This is a genomic window from Nonomuraea sp. B5E05 (genome assembly GCF_039880665.1).
Classification (GTDB): domain Bacteria; phylum Actinomycetota; class Actinomycetes; order Streptosporangiales; family Streptosporangiaceae; genus Nonomuraea.
On record NZ_JBDPMJ010000003.1, the window covers coordinates 196413 to 215873 of the forward strand.

Here is a 19461-nt window from a genome sequence, read left to right on the forward strand (position 1 = left end):
GTGAAACCCGTACTGGTCGGCTGGACATTCGTCCTGCCCTGCTCTGGTAAGGCCGGTGGCTGTGTTAGGAAGGCTGGCCGCGTCACTCGCGGTGCTGGTGCTCTCAGCGGGACTCTCGACCGGTCTGCCGGTCCCGGCGCAGGCGCGGGGGAAGCCCGCGGAGACCGTGCGGGACGCGCCACAGGCGCCGCCAGGGAGCCTGTTGGAGGCGGAGGCCACGGCTATGGCCCGCCGGTCGGGTGAAGAGGTCGAGGTGCTGTCCCGGAGAGGGGAGAGCAGGGAGGTCTTCGCCAACCCCGACGGCAGTTTCACCGCCGTGGAGCACCTGCGTCCGGTCCGGGTCCGGCAGGGCGACGGCTGGGTAAGGCCGGACCTGACGATGGTCAGGCGGCCAGACGGCTCGGTCGGGCCGCGGGCGTCGGCGGTCGGGCTGACCGTCTCCGGAGGCGGGCAGGACGCGCCGCTCGCGCGCGTCTCGCACGCGGGCCGCGCCATGGCGCTGAGCTGGCCCGGCCGGCTACCTGAGCCGGAGCTGCGGGCAGACTCGGCTCTCTACCGGGAGATCATGCCCGGCGTCGACCTGGTGGTGCGGGCGGACGTGGAGGGGTTCGCGCACACGCTGGTGGTCAAGGACCGGACGGCGGCGGCCAACCCTGCCCTGGCCCGCCTGACGTTCGGGGTGCGCGGGGAGCGGCTGAACGTCCGCCGGCAGGACGACGGACGGCTGACGGCGAGCGACCAGGCGGGTGGCGGCGAGGTGTTCGAGGCGCCCGGAGCGATCATGTGGGATTCCGCCGTGCCGCCGACCGGCGGCGGGAACGACCTGGCCAAGGGCCCCTCACCGGTGTCGAAGGTGGCCGAGATGGACACGGCGGTGGACGGGGACAGCCTCACCCTCACGCCCGACCTGAAGCTGATCGAGGATCCCGGCACCACGTTCCCCGTCTACATCGACCCGGTGTGGCGCACGGTCAAGGCCTCGGCCTGGGCGTACGTGTCCCGGGCGCACCCGGGGACCTCCTTCTACAAGTTCGGCGGCCAGGCCACCGCCGGCATGGGCCTGTGCGAGGCGGACAGCAAGTGCGAGCCGAGCGACGTCAAGCGCATCTTCTACCGCATGCCGACCAGCGCGTACGCGGGCAAGCACATCATCTCCGCGACGTTCACGGCCGCGGAGACGTGGTCGTATTCGTGCACCGCCAGCCGGGTCGAGCTGTGGCGCACCAAGGCCATTGGGACGGGATCGACGTGGAACTCCACCAAGGACAACTGGGTGGACCAACTCGACCAGCGGGACGCGGCGAAGGGCTGGTCGTCCGACTGCCCGCCCGGCAACGTGGAGTTCAACGCGCTGACGGCGGTGCGTCAGGCCGCCGCCGGCAAGTGGTCCACCACCACGTTCGGATTGAGGGCCGAGTCAGAGGACGCCCGGGTCGGCTGGAAGCGGTTCAAGGACGACGCCTGGCTGAGAGTGAGCTACAACCAGCCGCCCCCGCAGCCGCGGATGGTCGACCTGACGATGAACCCCGGCGGCCAGTGCGTGTTCTCCTCGCCACCGACGGTGAACGTCCCGCCGGAGCTGAGGGCGGTGCTGCACGACCCCGACTCGGAGAGCGCGAAGAAGATCTACGCCGAGTTCCGGGTGACCTGGAATGGCGCGATCGGCTGGACCTCCGGCCGGGTCGGGCCGCTGACCACGGGGTCGGTGTTCAGGGCGAAGATGCCGTCGAACCTGCCCGAGAAGACCTCGATCGCCTGGGCGGTGCGGACCTGGGACGGCTACCAGTACAGCCCGTGGAGTTTCGCGGGCGACGCCACCGGCTGCTATTTCTCCTATGACAAGGGCGTCCCCGCCGCACCGGTCGTGACCTCGGCGGACTACCCGGAGTCCACGGGTGTGGACCCCGACCCGTGGCACGACGGGGTGGGCCGGTACGGCCGCTTCACCGCCGACTCCGAGGCGGACGACGTGACCCGGTACGTGTTCGAGGTCGGCGACGAGCGGATCGAGCGACGGCCGGGCACGCCGGGCGGCCCGGTGACGCTGGACCTGGCGCCCAGGCACTCTGGGCTGAACTCGGTCGAGGTGCAGGCGTTCGACGCGGCCAACAACAACAGCGCGGTACGCAGCTACCTGTTCAAGGTAAACGCCGGCACTCCGGCGAAGGCGGAGTGGCCGCTGGACGATCCACAGGGCTCGGCCCAGGTGGCGGACGCCAGGGGCGGGCACCCCGCGACCGCACGCGGCGACGTGACGCTCGGCGTGGACGGTGTGGCGGGCACGGCGATGCAGGTCAACGGGAGCACCGCGTACGTCGCCACAGCCGGTCCCGTGGTGGACACCACGAAGAGCTTCGCGGTGTCGGCGTGGGTACGGATGCCCGAGGCGAAACAGGACAGCACGGGCATCATCGCCACCCAGACCGACACGGTGGCCCCCGCCTTCGAGCTCTACTACTCCTCCTCGTACGACCGCTGGATCTTCAACCGGTTCACCGGCAACACCACCGGCGCGCAGATCGTCAGGGCGACCGGCAAGGCGGCCCCGCAGGGCGGGGAGTGGGCGCACCTGACCGGCGTGTACGACTCCGTGGCCCAGGAGATCAAGTTGTACGTCAACGGCGTCCTCCAGGGCACCACCCCGTTCGCCACGCCCTGGAACGCCACCGGCCCGATGTTGATCGGCGCCGGGGACCATGACGCCAGGATCCGCTCGTTCTTCTCCGGCGAGATCGACGACGTGCGGGTGTTCGACCGGATCGTGACGGAGGAGGAGGTCGAGGAGCTGTTCACCCGTCACCCGGTGGTTCGGGCGAGGTGGAAGCTGAACGACTCGGCCTCGGCGGTGCGGCCCGGCACAGCCCACTGGAAACTGGACGAGGCGGCGGGCGCATCCCGGGCGGAGGACACGGCCGGACGCCTCCCGGCGGGCAAGGTCGGCGGCGTGACGTTCGGCGTCCCAGGAAAGGTCGGGACGGCTGGGCGGACAGACGGGACGGACGGGCATCTGCGGACCACGGGCCCGGCGGTGGACACCACGAAGAGCTTCACGGTGTCGGCGTGGGCCAGGCTGCCGGCCGTCAAACCGGGACACTCCTCGATCATCGCCACCCAGGCGGGCACGCGGCGCAGCGGATTCGAGCTGTACTATTCCTCCTCCTTCGACCGGTGGATCTTCAACAGGTACGCCGGCGACGACGAGACGAACACCATCGTGCGCGCGCAGTCCACGGCAGTGCCCCAGCCCGGCGTGTGGACCCACCTGACCGGCGTCTACGACGCCACCGCCAAGCGCATCAAGCTGTACGTCAACGGCCGGCTGAACTCCGAGGCCGCGATCGCCACCCCCTGGAACGCGACCGGCCCGGTCATGATCGGCGCCGGCTGGTACGGCGTGGCCAAGAACTTCTTCCCCGGCGAGATCGACGACGTCCGGATCTTCGGCGAGGTCGTCCCCGACTCGGAGATCGCCACCCTGGCCAGTGGCTCGCCGCTGACGATCGCGGCGGACGACGGCCCCTCGGGACGGCACGTGACCCTGCATGGCAACGCGCTCATCGACCAGGGGGCGGGCTGGGTCGGCACGCCGCCGGGCGCTCTCGTGCTGGACGGCGACGGAGACTACGCGGCCAGCGCGGTCCCGGTGGTCCGGACCGACGAGAGCTTCACGGTGGCCGGATGGGTGACCACGGCGGGCCGGCCGGACCGGGCGGCGGCGGTGTTCAGCCAGGAGGGAGCGATCAACAGTGGGTTCACGCTGCGCTACCGCCCTGACGAGGCCGATCCGGGCGCGGGTTCGTACCAGATCGAAATGCCGGCCGCCGACCTGGCCGGAGCCGAACGGCCCACCGCCGGGCATTCGGCCTTCCAAGCCGGTTTCTCCTGGGATCACGTGGCCCTGGTCTACGACGCCTTCCAGGACGAGATGCGGCTGTACGTGAACGGCGAACCGGAGCAGACCGAGCAGGACGTGTCCTGGCGATTCAACGTCCGGGGGTTCGCCGCCGGCAAGGGGTTGCAACTCGGCAGGTCCAAGGCCGACGGGGCCTGGGGCGAGTACTGGCCGGGAGTGATCGACGACGTCTGGGCCTTCCAGGGCATCGCGACCGAGGAACAGATCCAGTCGCTGGCCGGCGGCGCCGAGCTGGACACGTGGACGGGTCAGGAGGTCGGCCAGTGGGCATGACGACGATGACGGCCAGGAGCCTGGCGGTGTGCGCCGCCGCCATCATGGTGGCGGCGACGCTCACAGCCGCGCCCCCGGCGCGGGCCGAGGGCGCACCGGTGGCGCCGCCCCAGGTGGAGAGCGCCGGACGGGTGGTCACCGGCCGGCCGGTGAAGGTCGAACCGCGCAAGGCGGACCCGGCGCCCAGGGTTTCCTGGGCCCGGCCGGGCGCGGCCACGCTGAAGGCGTCAGGAGAGGCCGAGGTCAAGGCCATCGACAAGCAGGGCGGGGGGATCGACGGGCTGCTGTTCGGGGTGAGCGGGAAGAAGGCGACCGAGGTCGAGCTGGACTACTCCCGGCTCACTTCCGCCTACGGCGGCTCGTTCGGCAGCCGATTACGGCTGGTGCGGCTGCCGGCCTGCGCGCTGACCACTCCGGACGACGCGGCCTGCCGTACCGGGATGGAGCTGGAGGCGCGCAACGACACCAAGAGACAGGTGATCTCCGCCGATGTCTCCCTGACGGCCGCCCCTGCGGACGCGGCCGGGCAGGCCGTGATCGCGGCCGTGGCGGGCGCCTCGGGCGAGGCGGGCGACTACGGCGCGGCCAGGCTCGCGCCGTCAGCCACCTGGGCGGCCTCGGCACAGTCCGGGGACTTCACCTGGTCCTACCCGATGCGGGTGCCGCCCGTGCCGGGCTCGCTGGCCCCGGAGGTGGCGATCTCGTACTCCTCCGGCTCCCTGGACGGGCGGACGTCCGGGACCAATAACCAGTCGTCGTGGGTGGGGGAGGGCTTCGACCTGTGGCCCGGCCACATCCAGCGCGGCTACAAATCATGCGCGGACGACGGCGCGCCGAAGGACGAGTGGGGCACACCGCCCGGAGACCAGTGCTGGGGACACGACAACGCCACCATCGCCTGGAACGGCCGGGCCGGCGAGCTGATCCCGGCCGCGGACGGCACCTGGCGGCTGAAGGACGACGACGGCACCCGGATCGAACGCCTGAAGGACACCGGCACCGGCAACGGTGACAACGACGGGGAGTTCTGGAAGGTCACCGACACCGACGGCGTCCAGTACTACTTTGGCCGCAACCGGCTGCCCGGCTGGAGCAGCGGCAAGCCCGAGACCAGGTCGGCGTGGACGGTCCCGGTCTTCGGCGACGACGACGGCGAGCCCTGCCACGGCTCGTCCTTCGCGGCCTCCTGGTGCCGGCAGGCCTATCAGTGGAACCTTGACTACGTGGTGGACCCGCGGGGCAACGCCATCACGTACCACTACGCGCAGGAGTCCAACCGCTACGCCCGCAACCTCAAGCCGGCCGACGGAACCTCGTACGTGCGGGGCGGCTGGCTGGAGCGCATCGAGTACGGCCGCCGTTCCGGCACCTTGTACACGGCCCCGGCACCGGCCCGGGTGGTGTTCGGCGTCTCCGAGCGGTGCCTGCCGGGCGACGGGTCCGACTGCGCGGAAGCCGCGATCGAGACCGGCCCGGACCGGTGGGCGGACGTGCCGTGGGACCTGAACTGCGCCTCCGGCGCCGAATGCGAGGGCACGCACGGCACGTCGGCACCGACGTTCTGGTCGCGGAAGAGGCTCACCACGGTCACCACCCAGGTGCTCACCGCCGGCGGTCACCAGGACGTCGACTCCTGGACGATCGGCCACCGCTGGGGTGAGGCGGACATCGACCGGGCCCTGCTGGTGCAGTCGATCACCCACACCGGCCACGCCGCGTCCCCGGCGGTCACGATGCCGCCGGTGACGTTCAACCACGTGCAACTCCCCAACCGGCTGGACGAACAGGGCGACGACATCGCGCCGTTCGTCAAGTACCGGGTCGGCGCGATCTACGACGAGTCCGGTGGTCAGCTTGAGATCGCCTACTCCGACACCGACTGCGCCCGCGACGACCTGCCCAGACCTGAGACCAACACCCGCAGGTGCTTCCCGGTGAAGTGGACCCCGCCCGGGTATGCCGACCCGATCACCGACTGGTTCCACAAGTACGTCGTCACGCAGGTCGCCCAGATCGACCGGACCGGCGGCGCGCCGGACATGCTCACCTCCTACGAATACCTCGACGGCGCGGCCTGGCACTTCGACGACGACGACGGCCTGACCAAGGAGAAGAACAAGACCTGGTCCCAGTGGCGCGGCTACGGGCGCCTGCGGGTGACGACAGGCGGCCGCGACGGCATGCGCTCGCAGACCGAGCACCGCTACCTGCGCGGCATGAACGGGGACCGGCTGACCGCCTCCGGCGGGAAGAAACAGGTGAGCGTGCCCGACGGAGAGGGCGGCACGCACGTGGACCACGAGGCGCTGGCCGGCTTCGAGCTGGCGGCGACCGAGTTCGACCGGCCGGACGGCACTGCGGAGGTGAAGACCGTCAACACCCCCTGGCGGCACCAGACCGCCTCTCGGACCAGGAGCTGGGGCACGACCACGGCGAATCTGACCGGCGTGGCGCACAGCCGTACCTGGACGGCCGTGGACGGCGGCGGGTGGCGGCAGACCGAGACCGCGACCACGTACGAGACCACGGCGGGCCTGGTCACCCGGCTCGACGACAAGGGCGACATGTCGACCAAGGCCGACGACCGGTGCGTGCGCACCACGTACGCGCAAAACAAGGCGGCCTGGCTGCTCGACTTCCCGTCCCGGGTGGAGACGGTCTCCGTGGACTGCTCGGCCACGCCGGACCGCGGCAGGCACGTCGTCGAGGACAGCCGGTCGTCCTACGATGGCGGCGGGCACGGGGCCGCGCCGACCAAGGGGCTGCTCACCCGGGTCGAGGAGATCACCGCCCACGACGGCACCACCGCCTCCTACACGCCCAAGGAAGTTTCGACGTACGACTCCTACGGGCGCGAGCTGACGTCGGCCGACGCGCTGGGCAACCTCACCACCACCTCCTACACCGACACCGCAGGACTCACCACCCAGGTGCGCGTCACCGGCCCGCCGGCCGAACCCGGCGACGCCACCACCGCGCAGACCACCGTGCGGCACCTGAGCCCGGCGTTCGGCCTGCCGACCGCGGAGATCGATCCGGGCGGCGGGCGCACCGACGTGGTGTACGACGCACTTGGGCGCACGGCGGAGATCTGGCTGCCGGACAACCCCCGCGACGCGGGCACGAGCCCCAGTCAGCGGTTCAGCTACCGGATCGCGGAAGGTGAGATCGTCGCCGTCGGCACCAGGCGGGTCACCGCCGGGGGCGGGCTGAGCGCGCCGAGCTACGAACTGCTCGACGGACTCCTGCGCACCCGGCAGGCCCAGGAGCCCGGCCCGGACGGCGGGCGGCTGATCAGCGACAAGCTCTACGACGCGCGCGGCAACGTGACCCGCGAGCACCAGCCGTACTACTCGACCGGGGCGCCAGGAGAGAGGTTGTTCGACCCCGACGAGGGCAACGTCGAGACGCAGGTGGCCTACGAGCACGACGGCCGCAACCGGGTGACCGTCGAACGGCTCCTGGTCGGCAACGGCGATGTCCGGGAGAAGTGGCGCACTGTCACCACCTACTCCGGCGGACGCGTGAGTGTGGACCCGCCCGCCGGCGAGACACCCGTCACCACCCTGACCGACGCCCGCGACCAGGTCGTCGAGCTGCGCCGGCATCACGGCGATACGCCGTCAGGCTCCTATGACAAGACGGTCTACACCTACACACCGCGCGGCGACCGGGCCACGGTCACCGATCCGGCGGGCAACACCTGGTCCTACCACTACGACCTGCGTGGGCGGCAGATCCGCAGCGACGACCCGGACCGGGGCACCACCAGGAACACCTACGACGACCTCGGCCGCCTCACCTCCGTCACGGACGCGCGCGGTGAGAAGCTCTTCCACGCCTATGACGTGCTCGGCCGCAAGGTCTCGACCCGCGTGGGCTCCCCGGAGGGGCCGGTCGTCGCGTCCTGGACCTACGACACCGTACGCAAAGGGCTGCCGACCGGCTCGACCCGGATCGTGGACGGCCGGGCGTACACGAGGGCGGTCAACGCCTACGACGCCATGGGCCGCGCGATCCGCGAGACCGTCACCATCCCGGCGGGGGAGACGGGGTTGGCCGGGTCGTACACGTTCGACACCCGTTACAAGCGCGACGGCACTCTGCAGTCGACGGCCTTCCCCGCGGCGGGCGGGCTGCCGGCCGAGACGGTGGTGCACTCCTACGACGAGCTGCGGCGGCCCACCACCACCTCAGGCCTGACCACGTACGTGACCCGCTCGGCATACACCCTGACCGGCGGACCCGAGCAGTACGAGCTGTCCACGGGCGGCAAGAAGACCTGGTCGTCCTACGCCTACGAGTACGGGACGCGGCGCCTGGAGAGCTCCAGGACGGACCGGGAGGGCGCCGGGCAGGCCGACAGGAACGCGCGTTACTCCTACGACGACGCGGGCAACGTGCTGCGGATCTCCGACGGCGGCGCCGACACCCAGTGCTTCGCCTACGACCACCTGCGCCGCCTGACCGAGGCCTGGGCGCAGGGGGCGGAGACCTGCGCGGACGGGCCGGGCACGGCGGTGCTGGGCGGGGTGGCGCCGTACTGGCAGTCGTTTTCCTACGACGTCAGCGGCAACCGTGCGAAGGAGGTCCAGCACGGGGTCGGCGGAGCCGCCGACACGGTGCGCACCTACGCCCACCCGGAGGCCGGGCAGCCGCGTCCGCACGCCGTCACGTCCGTCACCCAGACCGGCGCGGCGGGGGACCGCGAGGAGACCTACGCCTATGACGCCACGGGCAACAGCACCGCCCGCGACGTCGCCGGGCCGGGCCGGCGCCTGGAATGGACCGCCGAGGGCCTGCTGGCCAAGGTCGCCACGGGCGATCAGGTCACCTCCTTCGTGTACGACGCCGACGGCGACCGGCTGATCCGCCGCGAGCCGGGCGCGAGCACGCTCTACCTGCCCGGCATGGAGGTGCGGGCGCACCCGGACGGAGTCGAGGCCACGCGGTACTACACCCACGGCGGGGCCACCGTCGCGGTACGCCAGACGACCGGGGTACACTTCCTGGCCACCGACCACAACGGCACCGGCGAGATCGCCATCGACGCGGCCACCGCCCAGGTCACCCAGCGCCGTTACACCCCCTTCGGCGCGTTGCGCGGGCAGCCCGCTGGGAGCTGGCCCGGCGAGCGGGGATTCGTCGGCGGCACCGGCGACTCCTCGATCGGCATGGTCCGGCTCGGGGCGCGCGAGTACGATCCGGCGCTCGGCGGCTTCATCAGCGTGGACCCGATCATCGACTTCCAGGACCCGGAGCAGATGAACGGCTACGCCTACGCCGACAACAGCCCGATCACCTTCGCCGACCCCGACGGCCGGCTCATCGGGAGCTGGCTGACCGGCGGCGGCCGGGGCGTCGGCGGCAAGGTCGGAGGCGGGTCCGGCAGGGGCGCCGGCGGCCGGGTGGGCGGCGGCGCCGGAGGCGGCATCGGCAGGGTGATCTCAGGCGGCTCGAAGGGAGCGTCGGCCGGTGGGAAGGTCCCCGGGATCGGCGGCTCCATCGGACGCTCCTGGGTGAGCAGGAACGAAACCGTGGACCCGCGCAAGTTCACCGCGCTCGCGTGGCTCACGGTGGGAGTCGGGGCTCACCTGGTGAACACCGCCGCCATGATGGACCGCTGGCCCGCGATCGAACCGAAGCGCCCCCCGGGCAAGCTGGTTCAGCTGCGGCAGAACAAGCCATGGCTGAACCGCTTGCTGATCGGCTGGAAGGCCGGGAAGCAGACCGGGATCTCCTCGGGCATCACCCACTTCCTATGGCAGCAGTGGCGGGATCGCGATCGGGACGACCTGAGCCGGACCGAGAAGAACATCCGGGCGGGAATGCGCGGCTACGCGGCCACGGTGCTGGGCGCCTCGTGGACCTTCGGCGGCACCGCGGTGTGCGGCACGCTGTGCGGCATGGTCGCCGGCCAGGTAGGGAGCTACACCGGTGGCCAGTTGGCCCAATGGATGATGGACAACACTCCCGTCGTGGGCTGGATCGCGGACGTGGGCTCCACCACGAAGTCCGTCCTCGGCAGAGCCAAAGAGCTCCTGCCCTGGGGGTGAGGCCCGGCGACGTCCCCGCCCAGGGGCCTCGTCGGGCCGGGCGTGAGCCGATGCCCTGACGCCCCGACGGGTGTCAGGGCATGGCGCCCGGTGTGATCAACCCCGTCTCGTACGCGAGCACCACGGCCTGCACCCGGTCGCGCAGCCCCAGCTTGGTCAGCACGTTGCCGACGTGCGTCTTCACCGTGGTCTCGCTCACCACGAGCTTGGCCGCGATCTCCGCGTTGGACATGCCCTTCGCGATCAGCCGCAGCACCTCCAGCTCCCGCTCGGTCAGCCGGTCGAGCCGTGCGGGGGTGGCCTGCTCGTGAGCGGGCGGCAGCCGCGTGGCGAACCGGTCGAGCAGCCGACGCGTCACGCTGGGCGCCACGATCGCGTCGCCGGCCGCCACCACCCGGATCGCCTGCACCAGTTCGTCGGGCGGCACGTCCTTCAGCAGGAACCCGGAGGCGCCCGAGCGCAGCGCCTCCACGATGTACTCGTCCAGGTCGAACGTCGTCAGCACCAGCACTTTCGGCACGTGCGCCGACGGCGCCGCCTCCCGCACGATCCTGCGGGTGGCCTCGATGCCGTCGACCCCCGGCATCCGGATGTCCATGAGCACCACGTCGGGCAGCAGCGCCCGCGTCTGCTCCTGGGCGCCCTTGCCGTCGCCGGCCTGGCCCACTACCGTGATGTCGGGCTCGGCCTCGAGAATCAGGCGGAATCCCGTACGCAGCAGCGGCTGGTCGTCCACCAGCAGCACTCTGATCGTCATTGGCCGTCCTTCAACGGGAATCTCGCCCGCACTTCGAAACCGCCCCCGGGTAGCGGACCGACGCTGAGGATTCCACCATAGAGGGCAACCCTTTCACGAATGCCCACCAAACCATGACCGGGCCGAGCCGGCGCCCCGGCCGCGCCCTGGCCGTCGTCGGCCACGCGTACGTCCAGCTCATGCGGCGCGTGGCGGACCGTCACCACCGCCTTCGTCCCGGCGCCCGCGTGCCGCATGCTGTTCGTCAGCCCTTCCTGGACCAGCCGGTAGGCGGCCAGATCGACCCCCGCGGGCAGCGGCGGCGGCTCGCCCTCGACGATCAGCCGCGTGGGCAGCCCGGCCTCACGCATCTGCTCGACCAGCGCGGGCAGGTCGTCCATGCCCGGCTGCGGGCCCAGCTCGGCGCGGGCGTCGGTGCGCAGCACGCCGACGATGTTGCGCATCTCGGACATGGCCATCCGGCCGGTGTGCTCGATCGCCGTCAGCGCCTCGCGGGCCAGGGCGGGATCGGAGGACAGCACCTTGCGCGCCGCGGCCGCCTGCACGGTCATCACGCTGACGTGGTGGGCGACGACGTCGTGGAGCTCGCGGGCGATCCTCGACCGCTCTTCGGCCCGTGCGGCCCGCGTGTCGGCCGCGCGCGCCCGCTCCAGCCGCGCCGCACGGCCTCTCAGCTCCTCCCTGTAGGCCCGGCGCAACCGCAGGCTCCGGCCCGCGCCCCACACCGAGACCAGCACCATGGCCACCACCACGTGGTCGCTCAGGCTCGTGGCCATGGGCGGGCCCGCCGCGGCGCCCAGGGTGTAACCCAGCGCCGAGATGAGCAGCCCGCCCAGCGCCATCGCCAGGCCCCGGTTGGAGGCCACGGAATAGAGCAGCACCAGCCCGGACAGGCCCGGCACCCCGGTGCTGTAGCCGAACGCGGTCAGCAGCGTCTCCGGCACCAGCCCTCCGCACAACGCCGCCAGCGGCCACCGCCTGCGCACGGTCACGGGGGCGCACGCCAGCAGCACCAGCAGCACACCGAACGGATCGGGCTCGCGCATGCCATCGACCGCCAGGCCCCCGGACGGCAGCCGTCCGGGGTCGTAGAGAACGAACAGCGCCACCGAGGTCGCGGCCACCACCCCGGCGAGCACCGTGTCGTGGAACCTGGTTCGGTCTATCCGCACCGCTTCACTGTAGGCCCAGGCCAGAGGACGCAACCTCCTCCCTCGGGAGGATTAGCGCGCACGCCCCCGCCACCCCGCGCCCGTAGGACGCGCGCTCAGAGCTCGTCGGTGGCCGAGCGGCGGCTGCTGCGGACCGTGTCGCCGGGCTTGCGCTCGGGAACCGGCGGCGGGGTGCCGCCGAACTCCGGGCACAGCGCCTGGTGGTCGCACCAGTCGCACAACCGGCTCCTGCGCGCTCGCCACTCGCCCGACTGCAGGGACCGCTCGATCGCCGCCCACAACGCCATGACCTTGCGCTCGGTGGCCAGCAGGTCGGCCTCGTCGGGCGCGTAGCGCAGCACCTCGCCCTTGCCCCCCAGGTAGACCAGCTGCAGCAGGCGCGGCACCTGCCCGCGCAGCCGCCACAGCACCAGGGCGTAGAACTTCATCTGAAATAACGCCTTGGCCTCGAAGTCGGGCCCCGGCGCGCTGCCCGTCTTGTAGTCGACCACCCTGACCTCGCCGGTCGGCGCCACGTCGAGCCGGTCGACGTAGCCCCGCAGCATCAGCCCGCCGTCGAGCACCGCCTCGACGTAGAGCTCCCGCTCGGCGGGCTCCAGCCGCGTCGGATCCTCCAGCGTGAAATAGCGCTCCAGCATGCCGCGCGCCTGCGCCAGCCACTCGCCCTGCTCGGCCTCGTCGGCGAACATCTCGCCGTATTGCGGGTCGTCGTCGAGCAGCCGCCGCCACTGCGGCTCCAGCAGCTCCAGCGCCGCGCCCACCGAACGCCGCGGCGCCGGCAGGTCGTAGAGGCGCTCCAGGACGGCGTGCACCACCGTGCCCCGCACCGCCGCCTGCGACGGTTTCTCGGGCAGCTGGTCGATCACCCGGAAACGGTAGAGCAGCGGACATGTCATGAAATCGCCCGCCCGGGACGGGGAGAGAGCTCCGATGATCGCCGGCTCGGTCAAGGTCATGCACCGCACTCTAGGTCAAGAGCCCGACAGAATAACGCCCGCGGAACGAGGATCACGTGATCCGGCGCGTAGCATCAAGGCAGCAACAGCACGTGCCAACGGGAGATCCGCCACACGGACCGTCGCCCGGCCCTCCGGCCGGGCGCGGCGACGGGTTCCCCTCGGCGAGGATGTCAAGGAGTGCGGTGAGCGAGCAGAGCCCGCGACAGGAGTTCTCCGGCCTTCGGATGGGAAAGCCGTTCGGCATTCCGGTTTACGTCTCGTGGACATGGTTCATCGTGGCGGCCTTCATCACCATGCTCGTCGGGCCGAGAATGCAGATCATGCTGCCCGACCTGGACAGCACGGCCGCGTACGCCGTCGCGTTCGTGTTCGCGGTGCTGCTGTACGTCTCGGTGCTGCTGCACGAGCTCGCGCACAGCGTGCTGGCCAAGGCCTACGGCCTGCCGGTCCGGCGGATCACCCTCTACTTCCTCGGCGGCGTTTCGGAGATCGAGAAGGAGCCGCCGACGCCGGGCAAGGAGTTCCTGGTGGCCGCCGCGGGCCCCGCCCTCTCGCTGGGCCTGGGCGGGCTCGGACTGGCCGCCGACATCTACGTGATCAACGACGGCGGCATCCCCGAGGCGCTCGTCTGGCAGCTGTGGGTGGCCAACCTCATCGTCGGCGTGTTCAACCTGCTGCCCGGGCTGCCGCTCGACGGCGGCAGGATGTTGCGCGCCGGCGTCTGGAAGCTCACCAAGAACCCCGGCTCCGGCACCATCGTGGCCGCTTGGGGCGGCCGTGTGCTGGCCGTGCTCCTCGTCGTCGTGCCGGTCGCGACGGCGCTGTCCGACGGGCGCGAGCTCGATCTCACCGACCTGCTGTGGCCGATCGTGCTGGCCATGTTCATCTGGCTCGGCGCCAGCCAATCGCTGCGCGTGGCCAAGATCCGGGCCAAGATCCCGCAGGTCAACGCCCGCACCCTCGCGCGCAGGGCCGTTCCCGTGGTCGCCGAGACGCCGCTGGCCGAGGCACTGCGGCAGGCGGGCGAACGCCGGGCCGGGGCCATCGTCGTGGTCGACCACGACGGCAAACCCGTCGCCATCGTCAGTGAGGCCGCCGTCCAGGCCACGCCCGAGCACCGCCGCCCCTGGGTGAACGTCGCCTCCCTCGCCAAGTCGCTCGAGCCCGACATGGTGCTCGCCGCCGACCTGGAGGGCGAGCCCCTCATCGACGCCATGCGCGATGCCCCGGGCAGCGAATATCTGCTCGTGGAGCACGGCGGCGAGATCTACGGCGTCCTGGCCACGGCCGACGTGAACCGGGTCTTCTCCGGCGTCTGATTTGTCCCACTCGTTTAAGCGGCAGCCCCCGGCTAGGGTCGTGTCCAGCAGTTTCGGGGTGGGCCGGAGCCGACTCTGGCGATTTCTGCGATGTGACGACTGGCCGATAGTGTGCTGGTTGGCCAGACTTGCACAGTTGAGGGGTTTGCCGCGGTCGACCGGTTCACCGGATCGAGACGAGGTGGCCGCGACGTGGCCTCGTCGTCGGGGTACGTATGGCTGGTGACCAGCACGGCAGTGCGGGTGCCGTAACACCGCCGGCTTCCGGGGAGGAGAGTTGAGTGACCGAGCGCAGCGAGGGCACCAATGAGCGCAGCACGGTCGGCATGAGGGAGGACGCATGACCGGCCAAGGCTTCGGAGTGGTGCGTCCGCTTCCTGGAAATGGGCTGGTCGCCTACGAGGGCGGGCTGCTGCTCGTGTGCGACGCCGGCGAGTCCGCGGCCGACGACCTGCTCGAGGCGCTGCGCGCGACGGCCTCGTCCGGCGGGGACGGCCGGGCGCTGGCCCGGCGCGCCGCCCAGGTGCTCGCGGCCAACATGGCGGGCGACCCGGCCACCTGCGCGGTGGCGGGCTCTGTCGGCGACGGCGTGGCGGTCCTGGTCAGCGGCTCCGCGGCGGCCACCATCGCCACCCCGGCAGGCGAGACGCGGCTGGCCGGGAGCGACTCCCTGACCTGGGCCGACCGGCTCGTCACCGGCACTGTCGAGCGTGTCGAGCTGAGCCTGCCCGGCGCGGGCAGCCCGCACCCCGCGGTCCGGTTCGACGGCGGCGTCGTGCACGGCGGCGGTCTGGTGGGCGACTTCTCCGAGCAGCCCTCGGCGCCCGCCGTGTCCAGGCCGCTCACCAGCGAGATGCCCGCCACCGGCCTCCACGTCGAGCCCGACCTCATCCAGCCGCCCCCGCAGCAGCCCGTCGAGCGCCCTCCCTACCCGCTGGCCGACCAGCCGCCGGCCGCCTCCGCCCCGCAGCCGGGCCCCCACTCGGGTCCGCAGCCGGTCGAGCAGCCGTCCTACCTGACACCGCCGGACCAGCAGTCGCCCTACGGCCCGCCGCAGGACCAGCCCCCTTACGGCCCGCCCCAGGAGCAGCAGTCGCCTTACGGCCCGCCGCAGGACCAGCCTCCCTACGGCCCGCCCCAGGAGCAGCACTCGCCCTACGGCCCGCCGCAGGAGCAGCCGCCGCCCCTGCCCGAGCCGCAGCAGCAGTTCCCCTCCTTCGACGAGCCCGCGGACTCGGGCAACGGCGAGCAGCAGGCCCAGCAGCACATGGGGCCGCCCGACCACTATGACCAGCCCGGTCCGCCCGGGCCCGGCCCGCAGGAGCACTACGACCAGCCCGGCCCGCCCCAGCAGCAGGATCAGCAGGCCGACCACGGCGACCGGCCGCTGGTCTACGGGGTCGACTGCAAGAACGACCACTTCAACGATCCCCGCGTGCCCTACTGCGCCGTCTGCGGCATCGCCCTGGTCCAGCGCACCCTCGTTCCCTACAAAGGGCCGCGTCCCCCGCTCGGGGTCCTCGTCCTCGACGACGGCACGGCACTGCCCCTGGAGGCCGACTACCTCCTCGGCCGTGACCCGGAGCGTGCGCCCGAGGTGGCCGGCGGCAGCGCGAGGCCGGCCAAGGTGACCAGCCCCGACGGCTCGGTCTCGCGCCGCCACCTGCGCGTGGCGCTGGACGGCTGGGACGTCAACCTGGTGGATCTGGGTTCGGTCAACGGCACCCAGATCCAGCCGCCAGGCGACCCCAACTTCTACGACATCCCGCCCAACGAGCCGGTCACCATCGCCCCGGGCACGACCGTCCGGGTGGGCGTGTCCCGCACGCTCCGCTTCGAAGCTCACAGGGGCTGACGCCGCGCCGCCTGACGCTCGCGCCCTCGCCGGGGGCGCGAGCGTTCACGCATAGGCCGTACGCCATTCAGGGGGCGTTTTCGGAACGACACCACGTGTGGTTTGCCTCGCACGGGTGGATCCGGGGGCGCGGACGACGGGATCGGCGGCCACGCCGGGGATCCCGGCCATGGAGCGCAGAATTTATAGAGATATATCCCGAGAAATCGTCAGTCGGGATAAGAACCGCGAAATAGGCGAAGGATCTTCATGAGTGACGGGCCGGAGAAGCCGCCGGGGCACGCTTTCCCGCCTCATTCGGGCCCGCTACCGGTCGTCCGCAACCCCGGATTCCACCCGCGCGAAAGCGGGCCAACCTCCGCTAGACGGGACGGAAGGACCGCACTCCGCGCAACATGCGCACCGCGGCCTCCAGGCCCCCGGCGGCCTCCAGCGCCCGCCCCGCCGCCGCGGCGAACCGGCTCACCAGGTGCTCGTCACCGTCGCTGAACCCGCGCCCCGCCACCCACAGGTGCGTGGAGTCCCGCGTCGCCATCGGCACGGGCATGGACAGGAAACCCGGCTCGCCCACCGACATGTCGCGCGCCAGCCGTACCGTCGCCTGCGACGCCACGAGCTCCTTCATCACTCCCGACTCCGCCAGCCACCGCCGCACGCTCAGCGGATCGCCTGGCGGGGTGTGCACGTGGATCGAGCACGCGTGCCGGCGCAGGACGTCCACCCGGACGAATCCGGCGTTCCCGGTGCCGGCGACGGCCGCGGCGGTACGCGCGAGCCGGTCGATCAGGTTCTCCGCCTCCAGGCAGGAGAACACGGCGATGAGCTCGCGCATGGCGACGTCGGCACGGTCGTTTGGCATCGCGGCGCCCCTCAGGGGGGAGAGGGTGAGATCGCGTACCCCGATCACGCGACCCTTACGTGCGGGTGTCCCGACTATCGTCGTGGACGGCGCCCTTGACCAGACCTCAACAGGAAATCAGGATTTCCGGCCCGCGGGCTCGTCCTGCCGCAGGCGCGCCCAGGCCACGTCGTCGGCCCAGGTGCCGTCCGGCTGCGGGAACAGCTCGCGGTGCACGCCCTCCCGGCTGAACCCCGCCCGTTCCAGCACCGCCTGCGAGGCCGTGTTGCGCGCGTCGGTGCCCGCCACGATCCGGTGCAGGGGCGTGCTTGTGAACGCCCAGTCCACCAGCAGCCGTACGGCCCGCGTCATGAGCCCCTTACCCCGGTGCGACGGCACCAGCGAGTATCCGATCATCGCCTGCCCCAGCGCCGGGACCACCTGCGTGAACTGCACGTGCCCCGCGAACGCCCGGGAGGCCGCGCCCCGGATCGCCAGCTCGACGCGCTGCCCCGACGCCCACCAGTAGCCGGTGTAGCGGCAGCGCCGCTCGTTGTCCTCCAGCGTGGCCGGCGGCCCCACGGAGTAGGCCGCCACGCTCGGCTCGGCCATCATCCGGTGGAAGTCCATGGCGTCCTCGGCGGCCAGCGGCTCCAGCGCCACGACTCCGTCGGTGAGCTCTCCGCCTTCGAAGAACGGGACGTACGGCTCCGCCACCGCCACGGCGTCGCCCGCGAGCCGGCCGAACGTGACGAAGTCGGCGTACCGGCCGTCGCGCACCTGCTTGGCGTCCCGCCTGCGCCCCTCCTCGCGGAAACCCGCTTTGTACGCCACCCGCAGGCTCGCGACGTTCTCCACCTCGGTCTGCAGCTCGACCCGGCGCACCCCGTGGTCGAAGAGCCAGTCGGTGACCGCCCTGGCCGCCGTGGCCGCGACGCTCTTGCCCCGGGCCCACGGCGCCACCAGGTAGCCGATCTCGGTCACGCCCCAGCGGTCCGGCGGCCTGACGCCGATGGAGCCGGCGTAGCGGCCGTTCTCGGTGATCGCGAACTCCGCCCCGCCGTCCCGCCACTTGGCCGCGGACCTGCCGAGGTAGTCGAGCGCGTCGCCGGCCTCGTACGGCGACGGCAGGAGCGGCAGGAATCTGGCCGACACCGGGTCGTCGCAGGTGGTGACGATCGCCTCGGCGTCGGACTCCACGGGTGGCCGCAGGATGAGGGAGCCGGTGGAGATCACGTCGTGCGGGAGCATCACCCATACTTATCGCGCGTTCTGACCCGCTCGAAAGCCCTATAACCTTGCCGCCATGGGTTTCCGCAGGCATGGGCCATTCCAGGCGGGGGATCAGGTGCAGCTCACCGACCCCAAGAACAAGCGCCACACGATCACGCTCAAGGAGGACGGCGTCTTCCACACCCACAAGGGCGCCATCCCGCACAGTGATCTGATCGGGCAGCCTGAAGGCTCCGTCGTGCGTTCCTCGGGCGGCACCGCCTACCTCGCCTTCCGCCACCTGCTGCAGGACTACACGCTGGCCATGCCGCGCGGCGCGGCCGTCATCTACCCGAAAGACGCCTCCATGATCGTCGGCATGGCCGACGTCTTCCCCGGCGCCCGGGTCATCGAGGCGGGTGTCGGCTCCGGCGCGCTGACCTGCTTCCTGCTGCGCGCGGTCGGCCCGGAGGGGCACGTCACGTCCTACGAGCGGCGCCAGGAGTTCGCCGACGTGGCGCGCAAGAACGTGGAGAAGTTCTACGGCGATCCCATGGAGGGCAACTGGCGCCTGGTCACCGGCGACCTGGTGTCCTCGATCGACGAGATCGACGTCGACCGCGTCATCCTCGACATGCTCGCCCCCTGGGAGTGCGTCGACGCGGTCGCCAAGGCGCTGACGCCTGGGGGTGTGATCTGCTGTTACGTGGCCACGACGACCCAGCTGTCCAAGACGGTCGAGGTCATTCGCGATCATGGGTGTTTCACCGAGCCGCATGCGTGGGAGACCCTGGTTCGCGACTGGCACGTCGAAGGACTCGCGGTGAGACCGGATCATCGGATGATCGGCCACACCGGGTTCCTCGTCACCGCCCGCCGCATGGCCGACGGCGTGACTCCGCCGCCGCGCCGTCGACGACCGAAGGGGACGACCGAAGAACTATGACAATTTGGCCACGAGGGTGCGTTGGTGCGTGACACGGGAACAGATGGCCGTGTTCATATGCTGGGAGTATTAAACGCACTATTGGGGATTAATCACCGAATACTGAATGTCACACGACGAACACTGCCCGGCCAGGTTACGGAGGGGCCCGAGATAGGTAA

The 19461-nt window shown here is 71.4% G+C and carries 10 protein-coding genes; 5 read left to right on the plus strand and 5 right to left on the minus strand.

Annotated features, from left to right (window positions below; translation table 11 throughout):
• Positions 1 to 55 precede the first annotated feature (55 nt).
• A complete protein-coding gene (locus ABGB01_RS07315; protein ID WP_347771567.1) occupies positions 56 to 4186 on the plus strand; it encodes a LamG-like jellyroll fold domain-containing protein in 4131 nt (1376 codons plus the stop codon).
• On the plus strand, positions 4183 to 10242 hold the full coding sequence (locus ABGB01_RS07320; RefSeq protein ID WP_347771569.1) for an RHS repeat-associated core domain-containing protein: 6060 nt from the start codon (positions 4183 to 4185) through the stop codon (positions 10240 to 10242). Before ABGB01_RS07315 ends, ABGB01_RS07320 begins: the two co-directional genes overlap by 4 nt.
• 73 nt (positions 10243 to 10315) lie before the next feature.
• On the opposite strand, the gene ABGB01_RS07325 is transcribed toward ABGB01_RS07320, so the two are convergent.
• The 3 genes from ABGB01_RS07325 to ABGB01_RS07335 form a co-directional block, all read right to left on the minus strand.
• Positions 10316 to 10999, minus strand: a complete 684-nt coding sequence (locus ABGB01_RS07325) for a response regulator transcription factor (protein ID WP_132340456.1) — start codon at positions 10997 to 10999, stop codon at positions 10316 to 10318.
• A complete protein-coding gene (locus tag ABGB01_RS07330; protein WP_347771571.1) occupies positions 10996 to 12171 on the minus strand; it encodes a sensor histidine kinase in 1176 nt (391 codons plus the stop codon). Before ABGB01_RS07330 ends, ABGB01_RS07325 begins: the two co-directional genes overlap by 4 nt.
• Positions 12172 to 12266: 95 nt before the next feature.
• The gene (locus tag ABGB01_RS07335; protein ID WP_347771573.1) at positions 12267 to 13127 is read right to left on the minus strand and encodes a RecB family exonuclease; all 861 of its coding nucleotides are present in this window, start codon (positions 13125 to 13127) and stop codon (positions 12267 to 12269) included.
• Between the two features lie 185 nt (positions 13128 to 13312).
• Between ABGB01_RS07335 and ABGB01_RS07340 the strand changes: the two genes are divergently transcribed.
• Entirely contained in the window at positions 13313 to 14449 is a 1137-nt protein-coding gene (locus ABGB01_RS07340) for a site-2 protease family protein (protein WP_347771575.1), read from the plus strand.
• 340 nt (positions 14450 to 14789) lie between these two features.
• Entirely contained in the window at positions 14790 to 16304 is a 1515-nt protein-coding gene (locus ABGB01_RS07345; RefSeq protein ID WP_347771577.1) for an FHA domain-containing protein, read from the plus strand.
• 361 nt (positions 16305 to 16665) lie between these two features.
• On the opposite strand, the gene ABGB01_RS07350 is transcribed toward ABGB01_RS07345, so the two are convergent.
• On the minus strand, positions 16666 to 17163 hold the full coding sequence (locus ABGB01_RS07350; RefSeq protein ID WP_347771579.1) for a hypothetical protein: 498 nt from the start codon (positions 17161 to 17163) through the stop codon (positions 16666 to 16668).
• Positions 17164 to 17280: 117 nt separating this feature from the next.
• Positions 17281 to 18393, minus strand: coding sequence for a GNAT family protein (locus ABGB01_RS07355; RefSeq protein ID WP_347771581.1), 1113 nt, complete (start codon positions 18391 to 18393; stop codon positions 17281 to 17283).
• Between the two features lie 55 nt (positions 18394 to 18448).
• On the opposite strand from ABGB01_RS07355, the gene ABGB01_RS07360 reads away from it, so the two are divergent.
• On the plus strand, positions 18449 to 19300 hold the full coding sequence (locus tag ABGB01_RS07360; protein ID WP_347771583.1) for a tRNA (adenine-N1)-methyltransferase: 852 nt from the start codon (positions 18449 to 18451) through the stop codon (positions 19298 to 19300).
• Positions 19301 to 19461: the final 161 nt, after the last annotated feature.

Coding starts and splice junctions, on each gene's coding strand:
- ABGB01_RS07335 (WP_347771573.1), bottom strand. CDS start 13,127: ATGACCTTGACCGAGCCGGCGATCATCGGAGCTCTCTCCCCGTCCCGG.
- ABGB01_RS07345 (WP_347771577.1), top strand. CDS start 14,790: ATGACCGGCCAAGGCTTCGGAGTGGTGCGTCCGCTTCCTGGAAATGGG.
- ABGB01_RS07320 (WP_347771569.1), top strand. CDS start 4,183: ATGACGACGATGACGGCCAGGAGCCTGGCGGTGTGCGCCGCCGCCATC.
- ABGB01_RS07325 (WP_132340456.1), bottom strand. CDS start 10,999: ATGACGATCAGAGTGCTGCTGGTGGACGACCAGCCGCTGCTGCGTACG.
- ABGB01_RS07355 (WP_347771581.1), bottom strand. CDS start 18,393: ATGCTCCCGCACGACGTGATCTCCACCGGCTCCCTCATCCTGCGGCCA.
- ABGB01_RS07350 (WP_347771579.1), bottom strand. CDS start 17,163: ATGCCAAACGACCGTGCCGACGTCGCCATGCGCGAGCTCATCGCCGTG.
- ABGB01_RS07360 (WP_347771583.1), top strand. CDS start 18,449: ATGGGTTTCCGCAGGCATGGGCCATTCCAGGCGGGGGATCAGGTGCAG.